Origin of the sequence: Cellulomonas sp. P24 (assembly GCF_024704385.1) — a bacterium.
In the GTDB taxonomy this organism is placed as follows: domain Bacteria; phylum Actinomycetota; class Actinomycetes; order Actinomycetales; family Cellulomonadaceae; genus JAJDFX01.
This window is the reverse complement of the sequence record NZ_JAJDFX010000002.1, coordinates 190,983-203,807: the sequence shown is the minus strand read 5'-3', so window position 1 is coordinate 203,807 and position 12,825 is coordinate 190,983. Positions and strand designations below refer to the sequence as shown.

At 69.2% G+C, this 12,825-nt stretch carries 7 protein-coding genes and 1 pseudogene; 2 read left to right on the top strand and 6 right to left on the bottom strand.

Features of this window, described 5'->3' with window-relative positions:
• Positions 1-27: 27 nt before the first annotated feature.
• The 4 genes and pseudogenes from narI to LJB74_RS00995 form a co-directional block, all read right to left on the bottom strand.
• Complete coding sequence (gene narI, locus LJB74_RS01010) at positions 28-777, bottom strand: respiratory nitrate reductase subunit gamma (protein ID WP_259306783.1); 750 nt, start codon at positions 775-777, stop codon at positions 28-30.
• Positions 774-1,448, bottom strand: coding sequence for a nitrate reductase molybdenum cofactor assembly chaperone (gene narJ / locus LJB74_RS01005; protein WP_259306782.1), 675 nt, complete (start codon positions 1,446-1,448; stop codon positions 774-776). The genes narI and narJ overlap by 4 nt, the downstream gene beginning before the upstream one ends.
• A pseudogene (narH, locus tag LJB74_RS01000) lies at positions 1,445-3,156 on the bottom strand (nitrate reductase subunit beta). Before narH ends, narJ begins: the two are co-directional and overlap by 4 nt.
• Positions 3,156-6,830: a nitrate reductase subunit alpha gene (locus tag LJB74_RS00995; RefSeq protein WP_259306781.1), complete on the bottom strand. Its 3,675-nt coding sequence runs from the start codon at positions 6,828-6,830 to the stop codon at positions 3,156-3,158. The pseudogene narH and the gene LJB74_RS00995 overlap by 1 nt, the downstream one beginning before the upstream one ends.
• 540 nt (positions 6,831-7,370) lie before the next feature.
• Between LJB74_RS00995 and LJB74_RS00990 the strand changes: the two genes are divergently transcribed.
• Both LJB74_RS00990 and LJB74_RS00985 read left to right on the top strand, forming a co-directional pair.
• Positions 7,371-8,699, top strand: a complete 1,329-nt coding sequence (locus LJB74_RS00990) for a nitrate/nitrite transporter (protein ID WP_259306780.1) — start codon at positions 7,371-7,373, stop codon at positions 8,697-8,699.
• Entirely contained in the window at positions 8,696-9,796 is a 1,101-nt protein-coding gene (locus LJB74_RS00985) for a TIGR04053 family radical SAM/SPASM domain-containing protein (protein WP_310650784.1), read from the top strand. Before LJB74_RS00990 ends, LJB74_RS00985 begins: the two co-directional genes overlap by 4 nt.
• A 562-nt stretch (positions 9,797-10,358) precedes the next feature.
• On the opposite strand, the gene istB is transcribed toward LJB74_RS00985, so the two are convergent.
• Positions 10,359-11,141: an IS21-like element helper ATPase IstB gene (gene istB, locus LJB74_RS00980; protein ID WP_259306779.1), complete on the bottom strand. Its 783-nt coding sequence runs from the start codon at positions 11,139-11,141 to the stop codon at positions 10,359-10,361.
• Positions 11,138-12,367 (bottom strand): IS21 family transposase, encoded by a 1,230-nt coding sequence (gene istA / locus LJB74_RS00975; RefSeq protein WP_259306778.1) that lies wholly within the window; start codon positions 12,365-12,367, stop codon positions 11,138-11,140. Before istA ends, istB begins: the two co-directional genes overlap by 4 nt.
• Positions 12,368-12,825 lie beyond the last annotated feature (458 nt).

The following is a 12,825-nucleotide window of genomic DNA, read 5'->3' as shown; positions in this document are numbered from 1 at the left end:
GTCCCTGAGCGTCGGGAACCCGCTGCCTCACCGGAGCGAGCGTTCGCTCCGCTCCCAGCCCCGTCGGGGTGCGCGTGCGCCGAATCGCTCAGGCTTGCTGCGGTAGACGACGTAGGGACGCCACAGGTAGAAGAACGGCACGCTGAACACGTGCACGAGCCGGGTGAACGGCCACAGCGCGAACAGCAGCATCGCGACCGTCCCATGAGCCTGGAAGCTGAACGGTGCGGCCGCCATCAGCTCCGGGTGGAGCTGGAAGGTGAAGATGCCGCGGAACCACACCGATACCCCGAGGCGGTAGTCGTACGCCCCGTACGTGTGCAGCATCGAGCCGGCGATCGTGTTCCACATCCCCAGCGCCACGACGAGGCCGAGCATCAGGTACATCAGCTTGTCCATCCGGGTCGTCGCACCGAAGACCGGGCCGTTGGTCCGCCGACGGTAGATCAGCAACGCCATGCCGACGACGGTGGCCAGTCCGGCCACCGCGCCGATGCTGATGGCCATGAAGTGATACATCCCCTCCGAGATCCCGACCGCCGAGGTCCAGGTCTCCGGGACACCGAGTCCCATCACGTGCCCGGCGAAGACCGCGAGGATCCCGAAGTGGAACAGCGGGCTACCCCAGCGCAGCAGACGGCTCTCATAGAGCTGGGACGATCGCGTCGTCCAGCCGAACTTGTCGTAGCGGTACCGCCACGCGTGGCCGCCGACGAACACGGCAAGGCACACGTAGGGCAGGACGACCCACAGCACGATGTCCCGGGTCGACGTCATGAGCGGGCCTCCGCGAGACCGGGCATCCCATACGGCTCGAGACCGACCGACTCGTCCGGCGGTCCCTCCGCTGCCAGGCGGGCGACGGCCTCGCGCTCCTCGCCGACGAGCGGTGGCAACGTCGAGCAGACGGCAACCAGTGCACCGGCATACGGGGAGCCGGCGTCGATGAGCGCGAGGCGCAGCACCTCCAGACCGGCACGGTGGTCAAGGAGCAGTCGCGTGCCGACCTCGACGTCATGCGTGGCGGAGAACTCCAGGAGCACGCACAGGTGGTCGGGCAGCTCCTCCTCGGTCAGCTCCAGACCGGCGGCGCGATAGGCCTGCTTGAAGCCGAGCAGGGCGACCCCACGTTGGCGGGTATCGCCGTGCCCGTAGTACGTGAGATACAGGCAGGCGCGCCGACGCATGTCGAACGACTCGACGTAGCCGACAGCGAGCTGAGGGACGGACGTGCTCCCCAGGTGGTCAAGGACGCCGGACAGCGCCGACCGGGCCGGGTCCGGAAGCCCGGCGACAGCAGCGCGAAGGTCCCCGAGGCGCGCGATCAGCTCGTCGGTGGGGTACTCGAGCACGAGTCCCGCCACCCGATGCACGACGGCGCGCTGCCGGAGGTCGAGGGCGTGGGCACGCGTGCGCTTGTCGGCGCGCCTTCCTGCCAGCGGGCTCATCGCCTCGTCTCCTCATCTGATGCCGAACCGTCCTGTGGTTCATCGCCCTGACCCGCACCGGAGCTCTCGCGTCCGGGGAACAACCCGGGAGGTGCGCCCCGCCCGTCCCAGTTCAGGAGATTCACGCGAGTGCTCCCCCCGGTGCGCCGGAGGTGCTGTCAGCGGTCTGCCGCTCCTTCAGCGCCCGGAAGTTCTCGACCGCAAGCGGCGTCCCAGCCCCGGACCCCTCCCCGAACGGTCCCGAGCCGCCCATCCCCGGGCCGCCGTCGTAGTCCAGGCTGCACTCGGTGGCGAGCTCCTCGAGATTGTGGGCCTGCTCGGCGTGCGCCGGCGGGATCACATACCGCTCGTCGTACTTGGCGATCGCGAGCAGGCGGAACATGGCCTCCATCTCGGCGGTGGTCATGCCAACGGCCGCCGGAATCGAGGGGTCACCGGACCGGCCCATGTTGATGTCTCGCATGTAGGACCGCATCGCGGCAAGCTTCTTCAGGACACCCGTGACCGGTGCGGTGTCTCCGGCGGTGAACAACTCGGCCAGGTACTCCACCGGGATCCGCAGCGTGTCGATCGCAGCAAAGAGGTTCCCGGCCGCCTCGGCGTCCTCGCCGGTCTCCGCCACGACGTCGACCACCGGCGACAGCGGCGGGATGTACCAGACCATCGGCATCGTGCGGTACTCGGGGTGCAACGGGAGGGCGACCTTGAAGGTGCTGATCAGCGCCCAGATCGGCGACCGCTGCGCCGCGAGGACCCAGTCGCGCGGGATGCCCGCCGCCTCCGCCTCCCGCACGACGACCGGGTCGAACGGGTCGAGGAACACGCCCCGCTGCGACTCGAGCAGGTCGTGCGGGTCCGTGACGGTGGCCGCCTCGAGCACCTTGTCGGCGTCGTAGAGCACCAGCCCGATGTACCGCAACCGGCCCACGCACGTCTCCGCGCACACCGTCGGCAGGCCGACCTCGATGCGCGGGAAGCAGAACGTGCACTTCTCGGCCTTGCCGGTCTTGTGGTTGAAGTAGACCTTCTTGTACGGGCACCCGGTCACGCACTTGCGCCACCCGCGGCACTTGTCCTGGTCCACGAGGACGATGCCGTCCTCGGCCCGCTTGTAGATCGCACCGGACGGGCACGACGCGGCGCAGGACGGGTTGAGGCAGTGCTCGCAGATCCGCGGCAGGTAGAACATGAACGTCTGCTCGTAGGCGAGCTTGACCTTGTCCGAGACCTTGGCCAGCACCGGGTCCGCGGCCAGCAGCTCGGAGCCGCCGAGGTCGTCGTCCCAGTTGGCACTCCAGGCGATGTTCATGTCCTTGCCGCTGATCAGCGACATCGGGCGCGCGACCGGGCTGTGCTCCTGCAACGGCGCGTTCGTCAGAGTCTCGTAGTCGTACGTCCAGGGCTCGTAGTAGTCCTGGATCGACGGCATCTTCGGGCTGGAGAAGATCGTCGCGAGGTTCTTCAGCCGGCCACCGGCCTTGAGCCGGAGCCGCCCGTGCTTGGTCAGCGTCCAGCCGCCCTCCCACTTCTCCTGGTCCTCGTAGGTGCGCGGGTAACCCTGCCCGGGTCGGGTCTCGACGTTGTTGAACCACACGTACTCGGTCCCGGTGCGGTTGGTCCACGCCTGCTTGCACGTGACCGAGCAGGTGTGGCAACCGATGCACTTGTCGAGGTTCATCACCATCGACATCTGGGCCATGATGCGCATCAGTACGCCACCTCCTGGGCGCGACGGCGAATAACCGTCACCTCATCGCGCTGGTTGCCGGTCGGTCCGAGGTAGTTGAACGCGAAGGTCAGCTGCGCGTACCCGCCGATCAGGTGGCTCGGCTTCATGAGGATCCTGGTCAGCGAGTTGTGGATCCCGCCGCGTTTGCCGGAGGTCTCCGTCTTGGGGACATCGATCAGGCGGTCCTGCGCGTGGTACATGTACACGGTGCCCTCGGGCATCCGGTGCGAGACGATCGCGCGGGCCACCACGACACCGTTGCGGTTGACCGCCTCGATCCAGTCGTTGTCCTTCACGCCGATCTTCGCGGCGTCCTTCTCGCTCATCCAGATGCCGGGACCGCCGCGGGACAGGCTCAGCATCAGCAGGTTGTCCTGGTACTCCGAGTGGATGGACCACTTGCTGTGCGGGGTCAGGTACCGCACGGTGATGCCGAGCTCACCGGTGTCGCCGAGCTCGGGCTCGTGGAACAGCGCCGTCATGTTGAGCGGCGGCCGGAAGACCGGGAGCTGCTCGCCGAGCTCGGTCATCCAGTCGTGGTCGAGGAAGAAGTGCATCCGGCCCGTCAGGGTGTGCCACGGCTTGAGGCGTTCGACGTTGATCGTGAACGGCGAGTAGCGCCGGCCGCCCGTCTCCGAGCCAGACCACTCGGGGGACGTCAGCACCGGGGTGGGCGCGGCCTGGGTGTCGGCGAAGGTGACCTGCTTGCCCTCGTTCTCCGACGCGAGGTCGGCCAGCCGGCGACCCGTGCGCTTCTCGAGCGTGCGGAACCCGGCCGTGGCGAGGTGACCGTTCGTGGTTCCGGACTGCGCGAGGATCGCCTCGCACACGTGGATGTCGCGCTGGAGCGACGGCCGGCCGTCGGCGACGCCGCCGCGCACCCGACCGTTCTTGTGCCCGAGATACTCGATCGGCTTGGTCAGGTCGTAGGTGATCCCCTTGGTGGTCGCCCCGAGCGTGTCGGCCAGTGGCCCGAGCGCGCCCAGCTTGTCGGCGATCGCACCGTAGTCGCGCTCGACGACGATCAGCTTCGGCATCGTCTTGCCGGGGATCGGCTCGCACTCGCCGAACTTCCAGTCCAGCACCCGGCCCGACGGGGTCGCCATCGCGTCCGGGGTGTCGTGCAGGAGCGGCATCGCGACGACGTCCTTGCGGACCCCGAGGTGCTCGGCCGCCATCGTCGAGAAGGCCCGCGCGATCGTATGGAAGGCATCGAAATCAGTACGGGTCTGCCACGGCGGGGAGATCGCCGGGTTGAACGAGTGCACGAACGGGTGCATGTCGGTGCTGGAGAGGTCGTACTTCTCGTACCAGGTCGCTGCTGGGAGCACGATGTCCGAGAACAGCGTCGTGCTCGTCATCCGGAAGTCGAGCGTGAGCAGCAGGTCGAGCTTGCCCACCGGGGCGTCCTCGCGCCAGGTGACATCCCGCGGTCGGTCGACGACCTCCGCCTCGGTCGCGCGCACGGCATGGTCGGTCCCGAGCAGGTGCTTGAGGAAGTACTCGTTGCCCTTCCCCGAGCTGCCCAGCAGGTTCGAGCGCCAGACCGTCAGGAGCCTCGGGTAGTTCTCCGGGGCGTCCGGGTCCTCGCCGGCGAACTTCAGGCTGCCGTCCTTGAGCGCGGACGGCACGTACTGGTCCACCGGAACGCCGGCGGCTTCGGCGTCGTCGGCCAGCGCTAGCGAGCTGCGGTCGAACGTCGGGTACGACGGCATCCAACCCAGGCGCGCCGACTGCGCGAGCACGTCGACGGTGGACATCCCGCCGAACGCGCCGGGCTTCTCGCCGGCCCGGTGGTTCGAGGACAGCGCGTCGGCGCTGAACGTGTCGTAGCGGAACTGGTCGGTGTGCAGGTACCAGTACGCGGTCTGGATCATGTGGCGCGGCGGGCGCGACCAGTCGAGCGCGTTCGCGTACTGGGTGAACCCGGTGAGCGGGCGGACCTTCTCCTGGCCGACGTAGTGCGCCCACCCGCCACCGTTGACGCCCTGGGTGCCGCACAGCGTCGTCAGCGTCAGGAAGGCGCGGTAGATCGTGTCGGCGTGGAACCAGTGGTTGACGCCGGCGCCCATGATGATCATCGAGCGCCCGCGCGACTCCTCGGCATTCGCGGCGAACTCCCGCCCGATCTTCTCGGCCTTCGCGGCCGGGACACCGGTGATCGTCTCCTGCCAGGCGGGCGTGCACGGCGACGACGCGTCGTCGTACCCGGTGGGCCACGTCCCCGGCAGGCCCTCGCGTCCGACGCCGTACTGCGCGAGCAGCAGGTCGTAGACGGTGGTGACGAGCTTCCCGGCGACGAGGCGCGTGGGTACCCCCCGGGTGATAGCCCCGGCGGAGCCGTCGACCGCGTCGAAGCGGGGGAGGTCGATCGCGGCGACCCCCGACCCCGCGCCGTCGGCACTCAGGCGCGGGACGGTGTCACCGAGCTCGAGGTTCCACCGGCCCTCACCCTCGTCGCCGTACCGGAACCCGAGCGAGCCGTTGGGCACGACGGCCTCGCCGGTCGCGTCGTCGATCAGGACGGTCTTGAACTGGGCGTTCTCGGACGTCTCGCCGAGGTCCGCGGCGGTGAGAAACTTGGCGGGGACGTAGGTGTCGCCGGCCTTCTCGAGAGTCACCAGGAACGGCAGGTCGCTGAACGACCGGACGTAGTCCTGGAAGTACGGGGTCGTCCGGTCGACGAAGAACTCCTTCAGGACGACGTGCCCCATGGCCATCGCGAGCGCACCGTCGGTCCCCGGCGCCGGGGCGAGCCACTCGTCGGCGAACTTGACGTTGTCGGCGTAGTCGGGCGACACCGCGATGACCTTCTGCCCGCGGTAGCGCGCCTCGACCATCCAGTGCGCGTCCGGGGTGCGGGTCACCGGGACGTTCGAGCCCCACATGATCAGGTACCCGGCGTCCCACCAGTCACCCGACTCCGGGACGTCGGTCTGGTCGCCGAACACCTGCGGCGAGGCGACCGGGAGGTCCGCGTACCAGTCGTAGAACGACAGCATCGCGCCGCCGATCAGCGAGTAGAACCGCGAGCCGACCCCGTGCGAGACCATCGACATCGCAGGGATCGGGGAGAAGCCGGCGATCCGGTCGGGACCGTGCTCCTTGATCGTGTGCACGTGGGCCGCCGCGATCATCTCGACCGCCTCGTCCCAGGTGGCGCGCACCAGCCCACCCTTTCCGCGGGCCGCCTTGTAGCGGCGGGAGCGCTCAGGGTCAGTCATGATGTCGGCCCATGCCGCCACCGGCTCCCCGGTGCGTGCCCTCGCCTCGCGGTACATCTCGAGCAGCACGCCGCGGACGTACGGGTAGCGCACCCGGGTGGGGGAGTAGGTGTACCAGGAGAACGCGGCGCCTCGGGGGCAGCCTCGCGGCTCGTACTCGGGACGGTCAGGGCCGGTGGAGGGGTAGTCGGTCTGCTGGGTCTCCCAGGTGATGATGCCGTCCTTGACGTACACCTTCCATGAGCATGACCCGGTGCAGTTGACCCCGTGCGTCGAGCGGACGACCTTGTCGTGGCTCCAGCGGTCGCGGTAGAAGGTGTCCGCGTCCCGGCCGCCGATCTGATGAAGGGTCCGCAGGTCGTCGGACACCTCCGCCTTCTGGAAGTACCGGCGCGTCTTGAGCAGCGCTTCGGTGACCTCGTCGTCCATCTTCGCCGGGTGTGCGGTCGGCCTGGGGGAAGTCGTCACGAGCAGAGGCCTCTCGGTGGTTCGGCGGGGAGCAAGCGGTGCGGCCACGGCGACTGCCACGGCCGGAGAGCGGAGCGTGTCGGAACGGGCGCGTTCCCGCACCGGCGGGATCGATCGTCCGGAGGCGGAACGGCACGTCGATGACTCGGCCTCATTGCCGACTCCCTGCGTCGAGACTCCACGGATGTGCCCCTGAGGCCACTGCCTTGCGACCGTAACACCGGCTTCGCGACGGCGCAGGTACGGCAGCTCCGCGCGAGTCGCCCTGCCGACGACCCAGCGCGAACGTCCGCGAGCGTGAGACGCGACGTGCGAAATCGCCGTTTATCCGAGACATGTCGTATAAACTAGCGCATGCGTGAGTCGCCGTGCGGTCTGATGCTGGTCCGTGTCGGGCCACGGAGCTGGACGCTCGAGGCTCGCGCGGTGGACCGGTCGGCTGACCGGGTGCGAGTCCGAACGATCCGATGACTGAGCGGCACCGACCGAAGAAGGACGACCATGACGGCACTCCCGCAGACACGTGATGCGCTCGGGCTCCGAGCGCGCGTCAGAGGCACTCGCGATCAGGCGATGTGGCTCGCGACTCTCGGCTTCTTCGGCGGCTTCGCTGGGGTCTCGGTATTCGGCCCCCTGGTCCCCAAGTTCAAGGATCTGCTCGACCTCAGCCCCTTCGCTGCGGGCATGCTCGCCGCGATCCCCGCCCTGACCGGCTCGCTTCTGCGCATCCCGTTCGGTGCAGCGGTCGAACGTGCCGGGGGACGCAAGCCCTTCGTCGCCCTGCTCCTGGTCACCAACCTAGGGATGATCGGGCTGCTCGTCCTGCTGGCCACCGCCTACCCGGACTCGATGACCGGCACCTACCCGCTGCTGCTGCTGCTCGGCGCGTTGATCGGGTGCGGCATCGCCACCTTCTCGGTCGGGATCGGTCAGGTGTCCTACTGGTTCCCGCGGAAGAACCAAGGCGGTGCGCTCGGCGTCTACGCCGGACTCGGCAACACGAGCCCCGGACTGTCCAGCCTTCTCCTTCCGATGGCTGTCGGCGCCATGGGAATGCTCGGTGCCTACAGCGTGTGGTTCGCGATCCTCCTGACGGTGACTCTCGTCTACTGGGTGTTCATCAAGGACGCGCCGTGGTTCCAGCTCAAGAGTCAAGGGCTGGCCGTCCCCGCCGACCAGATCGCGGACCTCGGAGGGGGGGAGTTCGCACCCACGGGCGGCGCCTGGTCCGGGCTCAAGCTCGCGGCGCGCATCCCCGCGACGTGGATGCTCGTGTTCTTCTACTTCCTGTCCTTCGGCGGGTTCCTCGCCTTCACCTCCTGGCTCCCGACGTTCTGGTCATCGATGTACGGCACCTCGCTGGCGCAGGCCGGTGTCCTGACCGCGACGTTCTCGCTGCTGTCCGCGCTCATCCGGGTGCCCGGAGGGCTGCTCTCCGATCGGATCTCCATCCGGTACGCCCTGCCCGGGAACTTCCTGCTGATGCTCGCCGGGAGCCTCGTGCTCTCGTTCTCCGAGACGTTCGCTGTCTCGCTGGTCGCGACGCTGGCGGTCGCTGCGGGGATGGGCCTGCAGAACGCCATCGTCTTCAAGCTCCTGCCCCGCTACGTCCCGGACGCCGTCGGAGGAGCATCCGGATGGATCGGCGGTCTCGGTGCTCTCGGAGGCTTCGTCATCCCGCCCGTCATGGGTGTCGTCACCGGAATGGTCGGCGGCACAGCGGGCTACGCCCGCGGGTTCTTGCCGTTCGCCGCGCTGGTCATACTCGCCCTACCCGTCGTCACCGTCCTGAGCCGCTGGAGCGCGCGGAACGGCCACGGGATCGGATGACGGCCGTCGAGGTCACCGATCGGTCCATACGCCACCTGCGCCACGACACGTCCGAGCGGCCGTTCATCGTCATCTGGGAGGTCACGCGCGCCTGCCAGCTCGTCTGCACCCACTGCCGGGCCGACGCGATCCGCACCCGCAGCCCCCTCGAGCTCTCGACCCGCGAGGGCCGGGCTCTCCTCGACGACCTGGCGTCCTTCGGCGCACCCCGACCCCTCGTCGTCCTGACCGGAGGTGACCCCTTCGAAAGACCGGACCTCCCCGAGCTCGTCGCGCACGGCACAAGCCTCGGCCTGAGCATGGCGCTGTCCCCATCGGTGACCGCGCGTCTCACTCGGGCTGTCCTCGTCGAGCTGCACGACGCCGGCGCGAAGGCCGTCTCGCTGTCCCTGGATGGAGCCACCGCGCACACTCACGACGCGTTCCGGGGCATCGACGGCGTGTTCGGCGCCACCCTGGACGCGGCACGCACCGTGCGTGACATCGGTTTCCGCCTGCAGATCAACACGACGGTCACGCGCGGCAACGTGCATGAGCTGCCCCAGATCCTGCAGTCCGTCCTCACTCTCGGCGCCTCCCTGTGGAGCGTGTTCTTCCTGGTCCCCACCGGTCGGGGCAAGAACCTCGAGGCGCTGGACGCCGACGAAGCGGAAGAGGTCCTGCACTGGCTGCACGACGTGTCGGCGCTCGTCGCGATCAAGACGACCGAGGCGCCGCACTTCCGCCGCGTGGCGATGCAGCGTGCCGGTGTGCCCGAGCTCGACGACGCGTTCCCGGTCGGCCCGCTGCGCTCGAGGCTCAGGGCCGCCACCGCCGAGCTCTTCGACGGGCGTGAACCCGTCCGCCGGCACCCGCGCGCGCCGCTCGACGTTAACTCCGGGCGAGGTTTCGCCTTCGTCGACCACGTCGGAGTCGTCTACCCGAGCGGATTCCTGCCTGTCGCCGCAGGGTCGGTGCGCGACAAGCCGTTCCCCCGGATCTACCGGGAGTCGGAGCTGCTCAAGCGCTGCGGCACCCCGATGGTTTCGGTGGCCGATGTGGACGCTGCGAGTTCCGCAACGTCTGTGGTGGGTCCCGCTCTCATGCCTACGCCGTGACCGGCGACCCGTTCGCCGAAGACCCGAGCTGTGCGCACCGACCCGCTGGCGCCGCGTGACGCACTGACACGCCGCTCGGTGGACCTGCGCGGTTCGCCCCACCCGGATCCGACCGCGGTGGGCCCGGGTAGACTGACCTCGTTCTCCGGGAGCCCCCGGACTAAGGCTGTTGAGACAGCAGGCACCACGCCCCTCGGTATGGACCCGGGGGGCGTTGGTGTCCCTGGGTGGTGTTCCCGTGAGCTCCGAGCGTGTGACGGCGTGACGCCGTCGAGACCCCCCGGAGCACTACCGAGTGACGCCGCTGCCTCGCGTGCAAGCACTGCCCTTGGACGCGGACGTGAATCCGCTCACGCGAGTCTCGAGGCCCCTCTCGTCGACACGGCCAGCTTCGCCGCGCGCCATCGGGTTTGCCAAGGACACCACGACAAGGCGATCAGTGCCGTGTCAGCGGACAGGAGCACAATCGATCCATGACTCCACGTGGCGAGAATTGTCAACGTCGCCCGAAAGTGAACCCCGTGTCGTCGGTTGAAAGTGAACCCCTCTGCGGTGGTCGTGCTCAGTCGTCGGTCGGGCCTGGTGCCCGGCCGAGGTCGCGGTTCTTCAGGCGGTAGGAGTCGCCTTTGAGGGCGATGACTTCGGCGTGGTGGACGAGGCGGTCGATCATGGCGGCGGCGACGGTGTCGTCGCCGAAGACCTCGCCCCAGCGGCCGAAGGGCTTGTTGGACGTGACGATCAGGGAGGCTCGTTCGTAGCGGGCTGAGACGAGCTGGAAGAACAGGTTCGCGGCTTCGGGTTCGAAGGGGATGTAGCCGACCTCGTCGATGACCAGCAGGGGGTAGCGGCCCAGGCGGCGGAGCTCGTCTTGCAGGCGCCCGTCGTGGTGGGCGGTCGCGAGGCGGTCGACCCATTCCGAGGCGGTCGCGAACAGGACGCGGTGGCCGGCTTGGCAGGCGCGGATCGCGATGCCGGTGGCCAGGTGGGTCTTGCCGGTCCCGGGCGGGCCGAGGAACACGACGTTCTCCCGGGCGGCGACGAAGTCCAAGGTCCCCAGGTGGGCGATCAGGTCGCGTTTGAGGCCGCGGGCGTGGTCGAAGTCGAAGTCCTCCAGGGACTTGCGTCCGGGGAACCGGGCGGCGCGGATGCGCCCTTCCCCGCCGTGGGTCTCACGGGCGGCGACCTCGCGGCCCAGACACGCCGCGAGGAACTCCTCGTGGGTCCAGGACTCCGCGCGGGCCCGTTCGGCGAGGCGGTCGACCGCGTCACGCAACGTGGGCGCCTTCAACGCGCGGGTCAAGAACGCGAGCTCGGCGGTGACGTCGCGGGTCTGGGTCGCGCTCATCGGGCCATCACCTCGGCCAGCCCGAACACCTGGTCGTAGTCGCCCAGGTTCCGTTGCTCGACCTCTTGCATCCGTGGGGCCGCCGGCCGGTGGGCCGCCGCGAACGACAACGCCAGGGCAGCGGCCCGGTGGGCGGGATCGGTGATGGTCTGCTGACGGGCCCAGCACCGCTCATGGGCCGCGACGACCTTGGTGCCCAGGCGGACGGTCACGGTGGCCAGGTCAGCGGTCACCACGACCTTGCGGCCGACCGCGACCGGGTCCACGGAGTAGTCGTTGGAGTCCAACCGGACGTAGTGGTCCCGGGGCAGGCGGACGGTCGCCGACCAGCCGAGCTGCGGGGCCACGGGCGGCAAGGCGAGCATCGCGGCGGCGTCGGCGGCCCACCGGTCAGCCGGACGAGCACCCAGCGACCGGTGATGGCGCCCGTTCGCCTGCACCAGCCAGTCGGTCAGCTGGGTGTTGAAGTCACCCGGGCCGGTGAAGGTCCGCCCGGGCAGGAACGAGGTCTCGAAGTAGCCGTTGACCCGCTCGACCAGACCCTTGGCCTCCGGGTCCCGCGGGCGGCACTGGTGCACCGAGATGCCCAACGTCCCGCGGAACGCCTCGAACTGATCGGCGAGCTTGGGCTTGCCGGCCCGCCAGGCCCCCACCGCGGGCTCGTTGTCCCAGACCAGCTGAGCCGGAACCCCGCCCATCGCCTGCAGCACCGACCAGTGCCCGGCGATCAGGTCCTCGGCCTGACGGGTCGGGACCATGACCGCGAAGATCATCCGCGAGTAGCCCGCGACCATCACCAGCACCGGCGGACAGGCGACGTGCCCGAACCCGACCGGGATCGGCGCCGGCGGGAACCACAGGTCGCACTGGACCCGCTGACCCGGGTCGTAGGAGGTCCGCGTCGCCGGGTCCGGGGGCAGGTAGTACGGACGCAGCTCACGGATCCGGTCCTTGAGGACCGTGATCGACCGGTCCCACCCGATCCGCTCGGCGATCACCGTCGCCGGCATGTCCGGGACCGCCCGCAGCAGCTCGCGAACCTTGGGCTCGACCGCGTCGACGATCGAGCCCCTGGGCTCTCGGACATACTTCGGCGGGGCGTCATGGGCCAACGCCCGGCGCACCGCGTTCCTCGAGACACCCAGCCGACGCGCGATCGCCTTGATCGCCATCCCCTCGACCCGGTGCAACCGACGGATCTCCGCCCAGTCCTCCACGCTCATCACCCTCCACAGCGTCGTGCAGGGGGTTCACTTTCAAACGACGCCAGGGGGTCAGTCTTCAGCCGACGTCGACAAGAATCGGGGGAGCCGGCCTCCGTGGGGGAAACCTCCCCTGGAGTGCGGTTGCCCTGGAGGACGGTTGTCCTCCCCCTCCGGTCACTCGTAGAGACAGCGAACACGTGGCCCCTGACCAGCGGAAACGCCGATCGGGGGCTCTCGTGTTTCACCTCCGAGAATCCGTGGGCACATCGCCCGTGCGGACGAGCGGCCGTGAGCCTGCGCCAGGCGTCCGCGGGCGTCCATGACCACGTCGCAGCGAACTGCTCGCGTGCCCCCACGATGGCGGCTCGACCGCGCAGCGGGTTCGGGGGTCGGGTCCCCGAGGGCGCACAGACACGAGGGGACTCCTCTCCTGAAGGCGGCGCGGATCCGCGCGCCCCGCCCCCACTGACGACCTCGCG

Coding starts and splice junctions, on each gene's coding strand:
- narI (WP_259306783.1), bottom strand. CDS start 777: ATGACGTCGACCCGGGACATCGTGCTGTGGGTCGTCCTGCCCTACGTG.
- narJ (WP_259306782.1), bottom strand. CDS start 1,448: ATGAGCCCGCTGGCAGGAAGGCGCGCCGACAAGCGCACGCGTGCCCAC.
- LJB74_RS00995 (WP_259306781.1), bottom strand. CDS start 6,830: ATGGACGACGAGGTCACCGAAGCGCTGCTCAAGACGCGCCGGTACTTC.
- LJB74_RS00990 (WP_259306780.1), top strand. CDS start 7,371: ATGACGGCACTCCCGCAGACACGTGATGCGCTCGGGCTCCGAGCGCGC.
- LJB74_RS00985 (WP_310650784.1), top strand. CDS start 8,696: ATGACGGCCGTCGAGGTCACCGATCGGTCCATACGCCACCTGCGCCAC.
- istB (WP_259306779.1), bottom strand. CDS start 11,141: ATGAGCGCGACCCAGACCCGCGACGTCACCGCCGAGCTCGCGTTCTTG.